Origin of the sequence: Nonomuraea turkmeniaca, assembly GCF_005889735.1 — a bacterium.
Taxonomy (GTDB): domain Bacteria; phylum Actinomycetota; class Actinomycetes; order Streptosporangiales; family Streptosporangiaceae; genus Nonomuraea; species Nonomuraea turkmeniaca.
Genome location: NZ_VCKY01000065.1, coordinates 1 through 16,972 on the forward strand (window position 1 = coordinate 1; position 16,972 = coordinate 16,972).

Consider the following 16,972-nt stretch of genomic DNA (forward strand, 5'->3'; position numbering starts at 1 on the left):
ACACCGTTGGCCACCTGTTTGCCATCGAAGGCGGTGCCTCGTGAAGCCTCAGGACACCCGCGTCTGGCGTAAGTCCGCCCGCGTCGCGCTGAAGGGCGTTGAGCGCGGTCGCCGGTCGACGCACCGGCAGGGCCACCACGGGCCCGATCCCCGTGACGCGCGCCACCACGGGCCCGTCTTCCCTGCCGCGCTTTGACGCGGGCCCGTCTTCCCTGCCGCACTTCGACGCGGCGGCCGGCGACCCCACCCCCCTGTCTCGCACCGATGCGACGGCCACCGGCCCGATTCCCGCCATCCGGACCGCCCCGGCCGGTGACGACGACTACCTGCCGATCTTCGCGCAGGTCCAGTCGGCCTGGTTCGAGCGCGGCAACGCCGGCGACGCGACGTGGGGCTCGGCCAAGGCGGATGCCGGCTGGAGCGCGGCGGAGGCCGCGGCCACCCCGTCCGACGCCGGCGCCACCACGTCCGGCCTGCCCAAGCGCGTGCCCAAGGCCAACCTGGTGCCCGGCACGGCGGAAACCACGTCCGCGCCCAAGGGCGTCGCCCCCATCCCGCGCCTCTCGCCCGAGCGGATCCGCAGCCGCCTGAACAGCTTCCAGGAAGGTTGCCGGCAGGCCCGCACCCGCATCAGCACCGGCGACCTCCCACCCTTCACCACCTGACCCGCCTGACCCCCGCCTGTCCCGGCCGGGCTGGGTGCCGGCCGCGTCACCATCGAGGCCGACCGGGTCCAGCGGGTGACCGGTACCGCCACCTTCGGGTGGCGCCCCAGGAGGTCCTTGGCGCCGAGGCGCGGTGTGCACGCCGCCTCGGCGCCTCTCCATGTCCCGGGAAGTTTTTCGCGGCGCCCTGTCCGGACCGGCGCCGCCCGTTCGTCATAAGGGTGAGATCCTGAGACAGAGGAGCGCACGATGAAATACATGATGTTCGTCTGCACCGACAGCGAGCCGGACACCGACACGGCCGAGCTGCCCGACATCCACACGTGGGTGGCGGAGAACGACGCCCGCGGCCGGCGCCTGGACGGCGACCAGCTGGCTGCGACGTCCGCGGCCACGACGGTGCGCGTACGCAACGGCGAGCTGCTGGTCTGCGACGGTCCGTTCACCGAGACCAAAGAGGTGATCGTGGGCTACGACCTCCTCGAATGCGCCGACCTGGACGAGGCGATCGAGATCGCCCGCACCCACCCCATGGCCAGGGAGGGGCGGATCGAGCTGCGCCCGTTCTTCTCCCCGCGTGGCTGACGTCACCAACGCGGACGTCGATGCCGCTGCCGCCGTGAGCGCCGTCGGCAAGGACGCCTTCGCGCGGATCGTCGCCACGCTGATCCGCGTCACCGGCGACTGGACGCTGGCCGAGGACTGCGCGCAGGAGGCGCTGACCCTCGCACTCGAACGGTGGCCCAAGGACGGCGTGCCCGCCAACCCCGGCGGCTGGCTCATGACCGCGGCCCGCAACCGCGCCATCGACGTCCTGCGCCGGGTCTCCACCGAGCGCCGCAAGCTGCGGGAGCTGGCGGCGCTCGCCCTCACCGATCCGGGTCCCGCCACCGCGCGGAAGGAGGACGTCGTGGACGACCGGCTACGGTTGATCTTCACCTGCTGTCACCCCGCGCTCCGGCTGGAGGCACGCGTGGCGTTGACGCTCCGGACGATCTGCGGGGTGCCGACGGCCGACATCGCGCGGGCGTTCCTGATCAGCGAGTCGACCATGACCCGGCGTCTGACCCGGGCCAAGACGAAGATCGCGGACGCCGGCATCCCGTACCGGGTGCCGGCCGGCCCGGCACTCGCCGAGCGGCTGCCCGGCGTGCTCGCCGTGCTGTATCTGCTGTTCACGCGCGGCTACGACGCCGGCGGCGAGCCCGCGTTCGCGGATGAGGCGATCCGCCTCGTCCGGCTGCTGGAGCAGCTCATGCCGGATCAGCCGGAGATCTCGGCGCTGCAGGCCCTGTTCCTGTTCCAGCACTCCCGTCGCGACGCGCGCCGGGACGCCGACGGCAATCTGCTCACCCTCGACAGGCAGGACCGTTCCCGCTGGGATCACGCGGCGATCGCCGAAGGCCTGGCCGTTCTGGCCAGGACGCGGCAGGACGGCCCGTACGCGCTGCAGGCCAGGATCGCCGCCTGCCACGCCACCGCGGCGTCCGCCGACGCCACCGACTGGCGGGCGATCGCGACCTGGTACGACGAGCTCGCCCGGATCCAGCCCTCGCCGGTGATCGAGCTGAATCGTGCCGTGGCGCACGGCTACGCGCACGGTCCCGCGGCCGGGCTGGCGCTGCTCGCGGCGGCCCGCGCCGGGGGCGCGCTCGACGACTACCCGCCGGCCGTGGCCGCCGAGGCCGACCTCACCGCCCGCCACGGCGACCGGGACCGCGCCGCCGCCCTGTTCCGGCAGGCCGCCGACCTCTCCCACGTGGAAACCGAACGCCGCGCCCTGCTCGACCGCGCCGACCGGCTCGGGTCATGAGCGGCTTTGGCTCTCTGTGTTCACATCGGTAGAACGGACACCGACGTAGACTCGTCGCCTGCCGAGAACATGGGAGACAGGCATGGCGGACCATCCCCGGCCCTCCGCTCGAGCTCGTGAGCTCGTCACCGGCGCCTATGACATCCACATCCACGTGGCGCCCGACGTGATGCGCAGGCGAACAGACGACCTCAGCCTGGCGACGCGCTTCGCCGAGGTGGGGCTGGCGGGATTCGTGCTCAAGTCGCACTACGTGCCCACGGCGGAGCGGGCCGCGGTGGTGCGGGCGGCGGTGCCCGGGTTCGGCGCGGTCGGTGCGATCACCCTGAACGCCGCTGTCGGTGGCATGAATCCCATCGCCGTGGAGATCGCCGCCCGGGGTGGCGCGCAGGTCGTGTGGTTGCCCACGGTGGACAGCGCCAACCAGCGGGCCTGTACGGCCACCGACCCCGAGGGAGCGACACCGCCCATGTGGGCCAGGTTGCAGGCCGAGTTGCGGGAAGAGGGCATCTTGGCCGATCCGGTGGACGTGTTGGGATCCGGCAGCAGCGTGCTCAAGGAAACACGGCAGGTGCTGCGGGTGATCGCCAAGCACGACATGACGCTCGCCACCGGCCACCTCAGCGCGGACGAGATCGACGTGGTGGTGGACGCGGCCGTGGAGGAGGGTGTCCGCCGGATCGTGATCACGCATCCCGAGTTCACGTCCCAGCGGGTCGCGGTCGAGCGGCAGCGGGCGCTCGCTGCCAAGGGCGCCCTGCTCGAACGCTGCTTCACCACCCCCCACAGCGGCAAGATCTCGTGGGAGACGTGGGTGGAGCACATCAAGGCCGCGGGACCCGAGCATTCCGTACTCTCCAGCGACCTCGGCCAGCCGTTCAACCCGCCCGTGGAGGACGGCCTCGCGCTGCTCGCCGACCGGCTGCTCGCCGAGGGCTTCACCGAAAAGGACATCCGGACCATGGCCGTCGGCAACTCTCTCTGGTTGGCAGGGGCGAAGTGAGCGAACGCAGGATGCTGGTGGTCGGTGCGCACAGCGCGGACTTCGTCTGGCGGGCGGCCGGCGCCGTCGCCCGCCACACCTCCCGTGGCGGCGAGGCCCTGGTGGTCGCTCTGTCGTACGGCGAGCGGGGCGAGTCCGGCGAGTTGTGGAAGCAGCCGGGCCAGACCGAGGAGAACGTCAAGTGCATCCGGCACGAGGAGGCCTCGAAGGCCGCCTCGGCGGTGGGCGCCCGGTTCGAGGCGTTCGACCTCGGCGACTATCCGCTCAGGGTCGGGCCGGAGGCCGTGGACCGGCTGGCCGAGTTGATGCGCGACTTCGCCCCGCACGTCGTGCTCACCCACCCGGAGCACGACCCGTTCAACCCCGATCACCCCGCGGCCCACGCAGCAGTCGCGCAGGCCCGGCTGCTCACCTCAGGCGCCGGGGTGGCCAGCGGCTTCCGTACGGCCCCGCCGTCGGAGTTCCTGGTGTTCGAACCGCACCAGCCCGAGTTGTGCGGATTCACCCCCACCGTCTACGTGGACATCACCCCTGTCTTCGAGCGGAAGGTCGAGGCGATGGCGGCGATGGCCGCGCAGCAGTATCTCCAGGAGTACTACCGGCAACGCGCCGAGCAGCGCGGCAACCACGCCCGCAAGGTCACGGGCGACGCGGGGATCCGGCAGGCGGAGGCGTTCCAGAGGTTGTTGCCGAACGTGGTGGAGGCGCTGTGAGATCCCATGTAGCTGACGCCGACCAGGACGATGGAGTCGCCGAACCAAGGTTGCTTGGTCAGCCAGTCCAGCGTGGCCAGGCCGTCCTCGCGTTCCTGGCGCAGCGGGTCGAAGGCGCCGCCGGAGCCGAAGCCGCCGCGGGTGCTCTGGATCAGCACCTGGAACCCGCGCTCGGCCAGCGGCCGTGCCATCCCCAGCGCCAGCACGCCGCGCCGGCCGTACGGGCAGCGGATGAGCGCGGTCGGCAGCCCCGAACCCCCGGCCCGGGGCGCCCACCGGTCGGCCAGCAGCTCGACCCCGTCGGGCATCGGCACCCGAAGGTCTCGCTGGACGACGAGGTCCCTGGTCGACGGCGGGGGCAGCTTCAGCCGGCGCTGGAGAAGTCGACTGATCATGTTCACCGGTCCTGTTCCTTGTGCTTGAAAGGACGTGCGTCCGCATGAGCCGTTCGGTGAACTCCTCGGGGTCGAGCGGATCGTCCCCCTCCACCACCCAGGCGTTGACGAAGGCCACCGCCTGTCCCGGGAGAGCGAGATGTCGTCGAGCTCCAGCGGCAGCTTGCGCCGGGCGAGGCCGGGCGCGGCTTCCAGCAGCGTGTCGCGATCGCCGTACGGCTGGCACACCACCCCGCGATCGAGCCGGGCTGCAGCGACATAGCTCCAAATAATGGACAGGTGTCAATAAAAGAGCAAGTGTCCGGCCGTTCGACCCTTTTGGTCTAGAATCCCACAGATGTTCGCGGCCCCTGCCCGGCTGGCCTGGCTGGACGCCCTGCGGGGGCCGGCCGCGCTGGCCGTCACGATGCACCACGCCGGCTGGACCTTCATCCCGGGCGTCTGGGCGGAGGTGGACCGCCGGATCGATCTGGGCACGTGGGGCGTGTTCGTGTTCTTCCTGGTCAGCGGGTACATCATCCCCGCCTCTCTGGAGCGGCGCGGCGACCTGCGTGCCTTCTGGACCGGCCGGGCCTTCCGCCTCCTCCCCCTCCTGCTCGCCGCCTGCTGCCTGGCGCTCCTGCTCGCGCAGGCCGGCGTGCTGCCGCTGCATCCCGGGCTGAGCGAGCGCTCGCCGCCTCTGGTCGTTCTGGGCAACCTGACGATGCTGCAGGAGTTGCTCAATCTGCCCGCCGTCATCAGCGTGACGTGGACACTCTCGTACGAGATGGCGTTCTACCTGATCAGCGTGGCGCTGTTCGCCGTACGGCAGGCGCACCGGTCGGCGGGGATCGCGGTCACTCTGGCGCTGGCCGCGGTGCCCTTGGGCCTGCTGCTCCCCCGGGCGACGATCGGCGGCCGGGCCGACGTGCCTGCCGCGCTGCTGGGCCTGGCGGTCGTCGGGGCCATCGCGGTGACCGTGCTCGGGCACGGCAGGGCCCGTACGGCGGCCGTGGCCGCGGGTGGTCTTCTCGGGCTGGCGCTCGTGGTCCTGGGCAGCCGGGCCGGCACCTGGCAGGGTGTGATCATCCTGGCGACCATGTTCGCGGGGACGGCCGTGTACCGCGCCGAGCAGGGGACGATCTCCTGGCGCGCCGCCGCCGTCGCGGTGGCGGCCGTGCTCGGCTGCGCGCTCCCCGCCAAGGACGATCCCGCCTGGGCGCCCGCGATCGTGCTGGCGTTCGCCGTCTTCGCGCTGGGGCTCACGCTGCGGAGGCGGGAGTTTCCGCGCTGGTTGACGCGGCTCGGGGTGATCAGCTTCTCCGTCTACCTGCTGCACCCTCTCCTGCTGTCCGTGCTGCCGGACCTGGTCCTGTACTTCGTGGTCCTCATCCCGCTCAGCATCGCCTCGTACCACCTGATCGAGGCGCCGGCCCAGCGGCTCGGCAAACGCCTGATCCGCCGCGACCAGACCGTTTCCCGCAACTGAGGAGCGAAGCGGGCAAGCCTCCTGCCACCGTTCCCCCGTGGACCACGTCCAGGAGTTACGAAAGTCAGGCGTGTGGTGGCGGAGCTACCTGAGCGCCGGACGGCACCTGATGCATCTCGCACTGCCCGGACTGCTGGTGTACGTGCCGCTCGCCGTGTTCTCGCTGCTGGTGCTCGGGGTGGTGCTGGGCGACTCGGCGGTGCTGGTCAACGGCCGGCTGGAGGTGGTGCCGGACTTCCACGCCACGCTGCTGATCGTGACGGGCGGGTTGCTGGTGCTCTGGGTCGTCGCGCAGGCGGTGGTGTTCGCCGCGACGGTGATCCTCGCAGCGGGCAGGCTGGTCGGCCGGCCGGCGTCGAACGTCGCGGCGTTGCGGGCCGCGGTGCGGCGACTGCCGGCCCTTCTCTTCCTCGTCGTGGCGGCCGTGCTCGGGTCCGGGGCGGCCATAGCCGCCGGACTCGGCGTGCTGGCGCTGATCGAGTGGGAAGGGACGGCCACGACCGTCATGGTGGCGCTGGTACTGGTGGCGGTGATGCCGGGCGTCCTGGCCGTGCCCAGCGTCCTGCTGCACGACTGCACGGCGCCGGGGTCGATCCGCCACGCCTACCGGCTGGGCGAGCTCCGCATGCCGGCGACCGCGCTCACGCTGGCCTTCGGCGTCGTCATCGTGCCCGCCGCGGTGACGTGGGCCGTGGAGCAGGGGGTGAGCCGGCTGCCCGACGCGCTCGTGACCGTCGCATGGAGTCTGGCCGGACCCGCGCTGGTGCTGGCCGTGACGCCCTTCCAGGCCGCCGTGGTCGCGCGCCAGTTCCTCCATTGCATGGCCTGGCGCACGGAAGTCGACGACGAGGTGCTGGCAACCGGCCTGCCCGACAGCCCGCCGCGATCGGTCGAACCCCGACTGTGGGCGGTGTCTGCGCTGCCGGGGCTGCTGTTCAGCGGGATCGTGCTGGTCAACCCGTTCGGCTGGCTGGAGGTCGCCGAGACGAAGGTGACCGCATGGTGGAAAGCACCGGACGTACCGGCCTCCTCCGTCAATCACGGGTACCGCCGGTTGGAGCTGCGTGACGTGCACCCCGGCCGGGGCCAGGGCCTGATCGTGGTCGCCGACGGCTGGGAGCACAACACCAGCCTGCTGGCCTGTCCCGACGTCTCCTGCCGGGCGACGAGCTTCTCGTGGGTGCGACCGCCCGGCCCCGACCCGGAGGCGATTCCCAGCACGGCCAGCGCGCGCCTGCCCGACGGGCGGCTCCTGCTGACCGCCTGGACCCGTGACATGCTCAGACTGCTGACGTGCGAGGCGGACAGATGTGTGCCCGCCCCCGGCGCCGCGCCCATCGCGGTGTCGCCTTACCGGACCGGGCTGGCGCTGGCCGTGCGGAAGGGCGGCGGCCTGGTCTTCGCCCTCTCCGAAGAGGAGCAGGTGAAGGGGCCCACGAGTCCGGTCGAGGACGTCGTCTCCTTCATCTTCTGCCCGGATGTCAGCTGCTCGCGTCCGCGGGCGCGGCAGGTCGCGCGCCTGGACAAGAGCGCGTATTTCCCCGATCCGCACCATCTGGCCGTCACGATGGCGCCGGACGACCGTCCCGTCGCCGCCCGGTACAACCACAACACCGGTCAGATTCATGTCATCACCTGCGCGGACGCCGAATGCCTGCGGCCCCGCGTGGCCAGCCCCGTCCCTCACCACCCCTGGAGCCGCTACGACCTGCGGGGACCGGACACGGGTCTCGCCTTGGCGGTCCGGGCGGACGGCCGCCCGGTGATCGCCTATAGGGACCAGAAGGACGGCGCGGCCAAGCTGCTCGACTGCCGCACGCCCGACTGCGCCCAGGCGGACGTGATCACGTTGGCCGCCGGAGACTGGTTCCACACCACTCCGGCCCTGGTCCTGGACCGGGCGGGCCGGGTGCTGGTCGCGTACGAGGACCAGGACCGAGCCTGGCTCATGCTCGCCACCTGCACCGATGGCCGGTGCGAGAGCACCGCGGTGACGAGGGCGCCGAGTTCCGGCGCCCTGGCCATGACCCTGAACAGCCAGGGCAGACCGACGATCACCTGGATCGACGACAGCCCGTCGTCCAGCGAGGAATGGGCCCTGATCGTCACCACCCCGCTGACCCTCAGTCCATGAGACCGAGCTGACGTCCGGCCCGCAACGCCAGCCACACCTCGGCGAACGCCCCGGTGGACGACAGGTCGCGGCCCGTCAGCTCGGCGAACCTGCGCAGCCGGTACGCCAGCGTGTTGGGATGGATGTGCAGCGCGGCCGCGGCGTCCTCGGTACGCCGGTCGCGCTCCATCCAGGTCCGCACGGACGTCAGCAGATGGGAGCCGTGCGCGGAGTCGTACGCGAGCACCTTGCCGAGCACGTTCTCGACCAGCGCGGTGAGCGCCCACGGGTCGTCGGGCAGCCACCTGCCGGTGGTGTCGTCGCCGTAGTGGACCAGGGCGCGCCCCGACTCGGACGCCGAGGACGCCGCCCACACCGCCTCCCGCTTGGGGACCTGCAGGGACTCCCCCGGCGGGAACGGCCTGCTCATGCCCGCCGCCACATCGGGCAGCGCCGCGACGGCGGCCTCGAGGGCGGGCGAGCCGAGCACGTAGCGGTCGTCACCCCTGCGGAGCATGAGGTGCGGCTGATCGTCGAGCGCGCGGTGGATGGCCTCGTCGGGCACGTTCCTGATCACGAGGAGGGCCAGCTCGGCTTCGCCGGGCAACCCCATCCTGACCAGCCGCCGCCGCGCCGTGGCGGGATCCAGGACGTCCTGGAGCAGCTCGGACAGGGTCTCCGCGCCCTGGCGACGCAGCGTCTCGCGCTCGTGGCGGGCCATGGCCACCTGCAGGGCGGCCACCGTGGCGATGTGCTGCACCACGGCCAGCCCGGCGGGCCTGGCGCCCTGGCGTTCGAACGCGACGAGAAAGCCCGCGGGCCCGCCCGGCGCCGGCACCGGCAGGACGAAGCCGCCGGGAATGGTGGGCGGCGCTTCCGGCTCGGAAGGCAGCACGGCCACATCGGGCACCGGCACTCCGCGCAACAACGGCCGGCCCTGCGGGGTGCAGAGGTAGACCTCATAGCCGGACAGCCGCTCGAGACGTTTGAACAACGTCGCGGTGTCGAGGTCCTCGGCCGCCAGCCAGCGCAGCGCCCCGAACACCTGGAGCTGCGCGCCGAGGCGTTGCCTGGCGTCCTCCTGCACCGCCGCGGCCACCTCCTGGGCGATCGCGATGAACGGCACGGCCAGCGGCACCTCGAGCACGGGCATCCCCCGCTCCTCGGCGGCCTCGATGAAGGTATCGTGCAACGGCGGCACGTGCAGCTGTGCCGACAGGGCGAGCGCGGAGACGCCCGCGTCGTCGAGCCGTTCCAGATAGGCACGCTGCCTGGCGGCCTGGCGCGGGATCGCGATGCCCGTCGTCATGATGACCTCCGCGCCGAGCAGCCAGGGCGTGGGGTCGTCGAGCTCGCTGACGTGCGCCCACGACACCGAGCGCCCCAGTCCCGCCTCGCCGGCCAGGAGCCGCAACTGGAGGGCGGGAGAGCGCAGCAGGTCCTCCACCGACACTTTTGTGGTCACACACAAAGGATATGGCGCGTCTTCAGGGCCGCCCCGATTGAAGGTCCGCGGTACGCCCCCACACTCGATATGTTCGCCCCGACACATCTGAGATGATAAGAACATCCGAATGATGTGAGCATCGAGGAGGGCGAATGGTCCGGCTGACCCGGGCACAGCAGCAGGAGCGTACTCGAGCGGCGGTGCTGGCCGCCGCCAGGGAGGAGTTCGCCGAACGCGGATACGCCGACGCCAAGATCGACCGGATCGCGGAGCGGGCCGAGCTGACCCGTGGCGCGGTGTACTCGAACTTCCCGAGCAAGCGCGCACTCTACCTGGCGGTCCTGGTCGAGTCGATCGAGCACACGGACACGCCCGCCGCGCTGTCGCCACCGGACCTGGCCGAGGCGCTGGGCGCGTTCGCCCGCGTCTGGCTCGAACGCTTGCCGTTGACCGGCGACACCCCAGCGGGCGGGAGCCTGCGGTTGCGCTCGCTGGCCGGAGTGATCGACGACGAGCCCGGCCGCACCGTGCTGGCGCAGGTCGCCAGGCTGGAGGCGCTGCTGCTCGCGCTCGCGCTGGAGTCACGCGCACCGCGCCACCCGAGACGGGTGCGACTGGCCGAGCTGGTCCTCACGCTGTTGAACGGAGCCGGCCACCTGGCCGGCACGGCGCCCGGATTCGGCGACCCCTTCGACGTGGCACGTGCCTGCCGGCATCTGGCCGACCTCGACCTCGCCGACACATGGGATCCACCGCATCTGCCGTTCGTCACCCCCGCGCAACCGGCCCAGGACGCCTGGGAGCCACCCGCCGAGTTGCCTGATCAGATCACCGGCCGGCCGGTAGGGTTCGACGCCGACGGCGTGATCGCGGTCATCGGCGCCGGCCGTCTGGAGGCGGCCGAGGAAGCCGTCCGCGCCGCCCACCCGGGCGATCGGATCACCGTGGCCGTCGTGACGCATGACCCCGCCGAGATCGGCCGTCTCGTACGGCTCAGGATCGGCGACCTCGCCGGCTGCCTGGGGCGCGTGTTCGCACCGGACGCCTGGCCGGGCCTCCGCCTCGTCCTCGACGAGCACGCCGTCCTGTCCTCCGCCCTCGGTGTCCGGGACATCGATGACACCACCGAGGCCGCGGTACGCATCCAGGCGGGCACGATCATCGCCCGGGCGCACGGCCGAGGCGCCGCCCACGCCGCGGCGGCTCAGTGGCGGGGAATCCCCAAGGTGACGAGCAGGTCTTCGTGAAGCTGGAACCACACCGTGTGGTACGAGGCGAGGTCGTCCGTCACGTAACGCACCTCTCCGGACCTCGCGCGGCCGAGCGCGCCGGCCAGCCGGCCGCGGTACCGCTGGAACCGCGGCATCGCCGCGGCCAGGTCCGCGCAGACGACGCCGGCACGCCGGTCGAACTCCGTGAACCGATCCAGGACCCGGGAGTCGTAGGCGGCATCGGTGTGATCGTTCAGCGTCGCGACGCCGTCGACGGATCGGGTCTGCCAGGCCGTGCAGAGATCGAGCAGCTCCGGGTTGAGCACCATGAAGTCGTCGTAGGCCCCGGCCACCGCCGTCCGGGCGCCGGCCGCGTCCAGCTCGTCGGAGATCCGCTCGGCGTCCGCGGCGCGACCGGCGTCGGTCAGACCCCACCCGCCGAAGTCACCCGGAAGGCGGGTGACGAGGCCGGCCACCGCGAGATCGATCAGCTCGGACTCGGCGTCGGACTCGGGCAGGCCCGCCGCTTCGGCCACGCGGTCGAGGGCGGCGAATCCGATGCAGCGAAGAGTATGCAGCACCAACAGGTCAGGACTGGTCTTATGGGGCGAGTTCGGCACGCCGACAGGGTACATCGATGATCTGGGTCCACCCACTCTCAGCGGAAACCGAGGAGCCCGCGAGCGTGCTCGGCGGCAAGGCCTCCGGTCTGATCGCCCTGCGGCGTCTTGGGCTGCCCGTGCCTCCGGGATTCGTCATCAGCACGGGAGCCTGCCGCGCCTTTCTCCGTGACGGCCGGTTTCCCGACGGCCTCGAGGCCGAGCTGGCGACCGCCGTCGCCGAGCTCGAAGCCGCCACGGACCGGCGCCTCGGCGGGCCGGATCGGCCGCTGGTGGTGTCGGTCCGCTCGGGCGGCAGCGTGTCCATGCCGGGCATGATGGACACGGTCCTCAACCTCGGCCTCACCGCAGAGGCCGCGGCGGGGTTGGCGGCCGAGACCGGCGACCCGGAGTTCGCGCGCGACGCGCGCCGGCGGTTCCTGGCCGGCTTCGCCGCCGCCGTTCGGGGCGTGGTCTTCGACGACGCGATGCGGCAGTTGAAGCTGGCCGTCGAGGCCGTGTTCGCGTCATGGGACACACCCCGCGCCCGGACCTACCGCGACCTGCACGGCATCCCGCACGATCGCGGCACCGCCGTGACCGTGCAGGCCATGGTGTACGGCAACCGCGACGACCACAGCGGCAGCGGCGTCGCGTTCAGCCGCGACCCCAACACCGGCGAGAACGTCCCCTACGGCGACGTCCTGTTCGGCCGCCAGGGCGACGACGTCGTCTCCGGGACGTCGATGACCCGGCCGCTCCACGAGCTGTCCGGGCGGGAGCCGGCCGTGTGGGCCGGTCTCGTGGACGCCCTGCGCCGCGTCGAGCAGCACTACCGCGACGCCTGCCACGTGGAGTTCACCTTCGAGGCCGGCGAGCTGTGGATCCTGCAGGTGCGCCCCGGCGGCCTCGCGGGACGCGCCGCCGTCCGCGTCGCGGTCGACCTGGCCGACGCGGGCGTCATCGACCGCCGCGAGGCACTGCTGCGGGTCTCGCCGCAGCATCTCCAGAGCGCTCGCACGCCCCGGATCGACACCGCCGTCGACACGGCCGACGTCCTCACTCGTGGGCTGGGCGCCTGCCCGGGTGTGGCGGCCGGCCGGGTGGCGACCACGGCCGACGCGGCGGTCAGGATGGCAGCGGACGGCCCGGTCATCCTGGTACGTCCGCAGACGTCCCCGCTCGACATGCACGGCCTGGCCGCCGCCGCGGGAGTGGTCACCGCCCTCGGCGGACCGACCAGTCACGCCGCCGTCGTCGCGCGTGCCATGGGCAAACCCGCCGTCGTGGGGGCCGCCGGCCTCACGATCGACGCCGCCGCCATCCGGGCGGGCGGGCGGACCATCCCGGAGGGCACGCTCATCACCATCGACGGCACCGGCGGCGAGGTCGTCGCCGGCAGCCCCCGCATCGTGAGCGCCGCGACCGGCCCCCACCTGAGCCGCCTGCTCGCCTGGGCCGACGAAGTGGCGGGCGGCGACACAGGCGGCGACACGGGCCGCGACACGGGCCGCGACGAGATGGAGCGTCTCATGGCGGCCCGCGCCGTCATCGGCCTTCCACCGCGTACGTGACGAGCGTGGTGAGCACCCGCTTGACCGACTCGCGATCGCGCACGTCGCACAGCACGATCGGGATGGTCTCGTTCAGCGACAGCGCCCGCCGCACCTTCGCCGGGTCGTGGCGGCGGGCGCCGTCGAAGCAGTTCACCCCGACCACGAAGGGCACGCCGCGCTGCTCGAAGTAGTCCACCGCGGGGAAGCAGTCCTCCAGGCGGCGGGTGTCGGCGAGCACGACCGCGCCCAGCGCGCCGAGGGCCAGCTCGTCCCACATGAACCAGAACCGGTCCTGCCCGGGCGTGCCGAACAGGTACAACCACAGCCCCTCACGGATCGTGATCCGGCCGAAGTCCAGCGCCACAGTGGTCGTGGTCTTGGACTCCACGCCCGAGGTGTCGTCCACCCCGACGCTTCGCTCGCTCAGCAGCTCCTCGGTGTGCAGCGGCCGGATCTCGCTGATCGTGCCCACCATGGTCGTCTTGCCGACGCCGAAGCCGCCCGCGATGAGGATCTTGATGGCCAAGGCCGAGGCGGTCGCGGTCGCCCCCGGCTCAGAGGCTGCGAAGTCCATGCAGCACTTCCCTGTAGATACGTTCGTCGATCGTCTGCGCCGCGGGACGCGGCCGCTCGATGGTGACCAATCCCTCGCGCCGCAGGTCGCCCAGGATCACCCGGGTGATGTTGAGCGGCAGCCTGAGGTGCGCTGCGACGTCCGCCACCGGGGTCGGCCTGCGGCACAATGACAACACGGCGTGGTGCTCCGGGATCAGGTCCGAAGACTCGTGGAAGCCCGCGCCGACCGTCGTGACGATGGCCACCAGGTCGAACGCCTCGCCCTGCGGGCGCGCCCGGCCCCCGGTCAGCCCGAACAGCCGGATCAGCGGCCCGGGATCCTCGCCTGTCACGGTCTCGCGCCGTTCCAGGCGGGTGCCGGTGCCGCTCCCCTCGGCTGTGCGGAGAGGTGCTCGCCCACCCTCTTGACCATCAGCGCCATCTCGTACGTGACCATGCCCAGCTCGGCGTCGCCCGAGGCGAGCACCGCCAGCCGGGCGCCCTGGCCCGCCGCGGTGACGAACAGGAAGCCGCCTTCCAGCTCGATGATCGTCTGCCGCACTCCGCCCATGCCGAAGTGCCGTCCCGCGCCCATGGCGAGGCTGTGGCTGCCGGCGGAGATGGCGGACAGGTGCTCGGCGTCCTCCCGGGTGAGCTCCCGGGAGCCGCCCATGGCCAGCCCGTCGGCGGACAGCACGATGGCGTGCCGGATGCCGGAGACGCGCTGGGTGAGGTCGTCGAGCAGCCAGCTCAGTTCACTTCTGGGGTCGGGCATCGGGGTGGTCGTCCTTTCGATTCCACATGTCTGGTCTCTGCTCCGCTTGGCTGCGGCCCTGCTGCCAGCCGCGTTGCATGGACGACATGAGCTGTGCGTGCTCTTCCGGCGAGCGCACCGAGACCGCGCGCGACTGCACGCGCCTGGTGGCACGCAACTGGGGAGCCATGTTGGCCTGCGGTACCCGCATCGGCAGCCCGTCGAGGTCCTCGGTCGTCTCCTCGGCCGGCACCGCGACGCTCCACTCGACGTCCGGGGCTGAGGGCCGGGCGGTGCCGGTGGTCTTCCGCCGTGTCGGCCCGGTGACGGACCCGTTGCCCGGTCCGCCGGCGGCCCCGCCCGGCGGCCCCGGCGCTGCCGGGCGCGGCCTGGGGGCGGCCTCGAACCACGTCACGCGCTCGGGCTCCGGGGCTCGCGACGGCACGTCCGGCGTACCGTCCAGGACGCCTGCCTCCGCCGGTACGGCCGGGTCCTCTTGCCCCTGGGGGACTTCCCTGCCGTTCCTGGCCTCCGGCACCACGGCGGCGAAGGGCGCAGTGGACGGGAAGTCCTCCGGCGCGGCGCCCGGGAAGGGCTCGGGGGCGAAGGCCGGGAAGGGACCCTGGGCGACGGCCGTGCCACGGGGAGGGGCGTCGGCCTGCGCCGTCCCGAGCGCCCGCATGGGCCGGCCCCCGCGGGCGGCGTGCTCCGCCGGCCGCGCCGCCGCGGCGACGGCCGGGGCGTCGGCGCCGGCCAGCAACGCCGACGGCAGCAGCACGATCGCGGTGGTCCCGTCGTACGGCGAACGCCGCAGCATGATCTTGATGCCGTGCCGCGCCGCCAGCCGGGACACCACGAACAGTCCGAGCCGGTCGCTGTCGGCCAGGTCGAACTCCGGCGGCTCGGCCAGCCGGGCGTTGACCTCGTCGAGGGTGGCCTGGTTCAACCCGAGCCCCCGGTCCTCGACCTCGAGCGCGAAGCCGTTGGCCGCCGTCATGCTGCGGATCTGCACGCTCGTGTCCGGCGGGGAGAAGACGGTGGCGTTCTCCACCAGCTCCGCGAGCAGGTGGATCACGTCGGTGACCACGGCGCCGATCAGCAGCGGAGCATTCGGCATGGGCGCGACGGTGACGCGGGTGTAGTCCTCGACCTCCAGCACCGCCGAGCGGACGACGTCGAACAGCGGCACCGGGTCACGCCAGCGGCGCGCCGGAGCGGAGTCGGACAGGATGATCAGGTTCTCCGCGTGCCGCCGCATGCGGGTGGTCAAGTGGTCGAGCTTGAACAGGTCCTCCAGGACTTCCGGCTCCTCGACCCGCCGCTCCATGGTGTCGAGCAGCGTGAGCTGGCGGTGGAGCAGCGCCTGGTTACGCCGGGCCAGGTTGAGGAAGACCTGTCCGACGCCCTTGCGCAGGCTCGCCTGCCCCACCGCGGCCTCGACGGCCGTGCGGCGTACCTCGGAGAACGCGTGTACCAGCCGGTCTACCTCGGCGGTGTCGGCCGGGTCGAGACCGGGGGCCTCGGTGGCCGGGTCCACGTCGTCGCCGCGGCGCAGCCGCTCGACCAGGCGGGGCAGCCGCTGCTCGGCCATCTCGGCCGCCGACGCCTGCAGTCTCCGCAGCTCGGAGATCAGCGACTGGCCGAACCGGTACGACAACGCCACCGACGCGAGCACCGCGGCCAGCCCCAGGAGCAGGACCAGCCCGATCCGCCAGTAGGCCCCGGTCTTCAGCGACTCCGCCTCGGCCACGGTGCGGTCGAGCTCCTTCTGCGTGTCGAGATAGATCGCGCCGAGCATGGCGGTGGCGTCGGTCTTCCACTGGGCGGGGTCCACCGGCGGCGCGCCACCGCTGGTGTCCCACGTGAACAGCTCGTCCTCCGCCTCCACCAGCCGCGTGTAGGCGGCGCTGTTGACCAGCTTGTCGTAGTTCACCCGCAGCTCGGGGCCGACGTCGCGCTCGGCGTTGGCGAAGACGATCCTGCGGCTGGTGAACGCGGCGACGAACGCGGCGCGGTCGGTGGGCGTCATCCTGCGCTGCACCATCGTGCTGGTGAGCACGGCGTGCTCCCGGCCCAGGTACTCCGCTGCGGCGCTGTAGGCGGCCATGCCACGGACCGAGCGGAAGGACGAGACGTCGCTCAGCACGTCACGGTCGTTGAACTGCTTGTTGGCGACGGCGATCAGGTTGCTGTACGCATCGATGATCGTCAGCGGCGGGGCCAGCACGCCCCCGTCGGCGGACTCGCGCAGCGACCGTAACCCGTCGAGCGCCTGCACCAGCGCCCGCACCTGGGCCGGGGTCTCTCCGTCCGCCGACTCGCCGTCAACGGATCCGATGATCTGACGCAGGCGCTCGACCTTGGCGTCGGTGACCCGCCGCTGATGGGCCAGCGGCACGGACGTCGCCGTGCCCCGCGGCGCCTCCGCGGAAAGCTGCCGCTCCCGCTGTAACTCGACGATCAGCTGCAGCACCGGCGACCCGATGCCCTCCCAGCGGTCCTGTGTCTGGGAGACCGTGACGATCTCCTCCACGCTGGAGTACGCGATGAATCCCCATAACGCGACCATGGAGACCAGCGGAAGCAGGAGAATCCTGAGCAGCTTGGTACGGATCGTGGGGGGCGAACTCATTCCTCATGTCCAATTCCGCGCGTGGTGATGCGGCGCTGGGCAGTCGCG

16 protein-coding genes are annotated in these 16,972 nt (G+C 72.2%); 9 read left to right on the forward strand and 7 right to left on the reverse strand.

All coding sequences use genetic code 11. The features are described 5' to 3' along the window. Positions 1 to 98 precede the first annotated feature (98 nt). The 5 genes from ETD86_RS20345 (at position 99) to ETD86_RS20365 (ending at position 4,194) form a co-directional block, all read left to right on the forward strand. Entirely contained in the window at positions 99 to 665 is a 567-nt protein-coding gene (locus tag ETD86_RS20345; protein ID WP_138667735.1) for a hypothetical protein, read from the forward strand. A 249-nt stretch (positions 666 to 914) separates the two neighbouring features. Then, positions 915 to 1,250 (forward strand): YciI family protein, encoded by a 336-nt coding sequence (locus tag ETD86_RS20350; RefSeq protein WP_138667736.1) that lies wholly within the window; start codon positions 915 to 917, stop codon positions 1,248 to 1,250. Continuing rightward, entirely contained in the window at positions 1,243 to 2,478 is a 1,236-nt protein-coding gene (locus tag ETD86_RS20355) for an RNA polymerase sigma factor (protein ID WP_138667737.1), read from the forward strand. Before ETD86_RS20350 ends, ETD86_RS20355 begins: the two co-directional genes overlap by 8 nt. 82 nt (positions 2,479 to 2,560) lie before the next feature. After that, positions 2,561 to 3,481, forward strand: coding sequence for a DUF6282 family protein (locus ETD86_RS20360; protein WP_138667738.1), 921 nt, complete (start codon positions 2,561 to 2,563; stop codon positions 3,479 to 3,481). After that, complete coding sequence (locus tag ETD86_RS20365; protein WP_246148031.1) at positions 3,478 to 4,194, forward strand: PIG-L deacetylase family protein; 717 nt, start codon at positions 3,478 to 3,480, stop codon at positions 4,192 to 4,194. Before ETD86_RS20360 ends, ETD86_RS20365 begins: the two co-directional genes overlap by 4 nt. On the opposite strand, the gene ETD86_RS20370 is transcribed toward ETD86_RS20365, so the two are convergent. Then, a complete protein-coding gene (locus tag ETD86_RS20370; RefSeq protein ID WP_211370191.1) occupies positions 4,077 to 4,589 on the reverse strand; it encodes a CocE/NonD family hydrolase in 513 nt (170 codons plus the stop codon). The genes ETD86_RS20365 and ETD86_RS20370 overlap by 118 nt on opposite strands. Positions 4,590 to 4,926: 337 nt before the next feature. On the opposite strand from ETD86_RS20370, the gene ETD86_RS20375 reads away from it, so the two are divergent. Together ETD86_RS20375 and ETD86_RS20380 are read left to right on the forward strand one after the other, a co-directional pair. Then, positions 4,927 to 6,057, forward strand: a complete 1,131-nt coding sequence (locus tag ETD86_RS20375) for an acyltransferase family protein (RefSeq protein ID WP_138667739.1) — start codon at positions 4,927 to 4,929, stop codon at positions 6,055 to 6,057. A 37-nt stretch (positions 6,058 to 6,094) separates the two neighbouring features. Then, positions 6,095 to 8,191: a hypothetical protein gene (locus ETD86_RS20380; protein WP_138667740.1), complete on the forward strand. Its 2,097-nt coding sequence runs from the start codon at positions 6,095 to 6,097 to the stop codon at positions 8,189 to 8,191. Here the strand turns inward: ETD86_RS20380 and ETD86_RS20385 are convergent. Beyond that, positions 8,181 to 9,635 (reverse strand): PucR family transcriptional regulator, encoded by a 1,455-nt coding sequence (locus ETD86_RS20385; RefSeq protein WP_246148032.1) that lies wholly within the window; start codon positions 9,633 to 9,635, stop codon positions 8,181 to 8,183. The two genes, ETD86_RS20380 and ETD86_RS20385, sit on opposite strands and share 11 nt — an antisense overlap. Positions 9,636 to 9,769: 134 nt before the next feature. On the opposite strand from ETD86_RS20385, the gene ETD86_RS20390 reads away from it, so the two are divergent. Continuing rightward, the gene (locus ETD86_RS20390; RefSeq protein WP_138667742.1) at positions 9,770 to 10,864 is read left to right on the forward strand and encodes a TetR/AcrR family transcriptional regulator; all 1,095 of its coding nucleotides are present in this window, start codon (positions 9,770 to 9,772) and stop codon (positions 10,862 to 10,864) included. On the opposite strand, the gene ETD86_RS20395 is transcribed toward ETD86_RS20390, so the two are convergent. Then, complete coding sequence (locus tag ETD86_RS20395; RefSeq protein ID WP_246148033.1) at positions 10,822 to 11,448, reverse strand: transcriptional regulator; 627 nt, start codon at positions 11,446 to 11,448, stop codon at positions 10,822 to 10,824. The genes ETD86_RS20390 and ETD86_RS20395 overlap by 43 nt on opposite strands. 17 nt (positions 11,449 to 11,465) lie before the next feature. On the opposite strand from ETD86_RS20395, the gene ETD86_RS20400 reads away from it, so the two are divergent. Beyond that, positions 11,466 to 13,001 carry a pyruvate, phosphate dikinase gene (locus ETD86_RS20400; protein WP_138667744.1) on the forward strand — a complete coding sequence of 512 codons (1,536 nt, stop codon included), beginning with the start codon at positions 11,466 to 11,468 and terminating at the stop codon, positions 12,999 to 13,001. Here ETD86_RS20400 and ETD86_RS20405 read toward each other — a convergent pair. From ETD86_RS20405 to ETD86_RS20420, 4 genes are read right to left on the reverse strand one after another with little or no spacing between them, the layout of a single operon-like run. Next, complete coding sequence (locus ETD86_RS20405) at positions 12,976 to 13,557, reverse strand: GTP-binding protein (RefSeq protein WP_138667745.1); 582 nt, start codon at positions 13,555 to 13,557, stop codon at positions 12,976 to 12,978. The two genes, ETD86_RS20400 and ETD86_RS20405, sit on opposite strands and share 26 nt — an antisense overlap. After that, positions 13,538 to 13,891 carry a DUF742 domain-containing protein gene (locus ETD86_RS20410; RefSeq protein WP_211370188.1) on the reverse strand — a complete coding sequence of 118 codons (354 nt, stop codon included), beginning with the start codon at positions 13,889 to 13,891 and terminating at the stop codon, positions 13,538 to 13,540. Before ETD86_RS20410 ends, ETD86_RS20405 begins: the two co-directional genes overlap by 20 nt. Continuing rightward, positions 13,888 to 14,313: a roadblock/LC7 domain-containing protein gene (locus ETD86_RS20415; RefSeq protein WP_138667747.1), complete on the reverse strand. Its 426-nt coding sequence runs from the start codon at positions 14,311 to 14,313 to the stop codon at positions 13,888 to 13,890. The genes ETD86_RS20410 and ETD86_RS20415 overlap by 4 nt, the downstream gene beginning before the upstream one ends. After that, entirely contained in the window at positions 14,294 to 16,924 is a 2,631-nt protein-coding gene (locus ETD86_RS20420) for a sensor histidine kinase (RefSeq protein WP_138667748.1), read from the reverse strand. The genes ETD86_RS20415 and ETD86_RS20420 overlap by 20 nt, the downstream gene beginning before the upstream one ends. Positions 16,925 to 16,972: the final 48 nt, after the last annotated feature.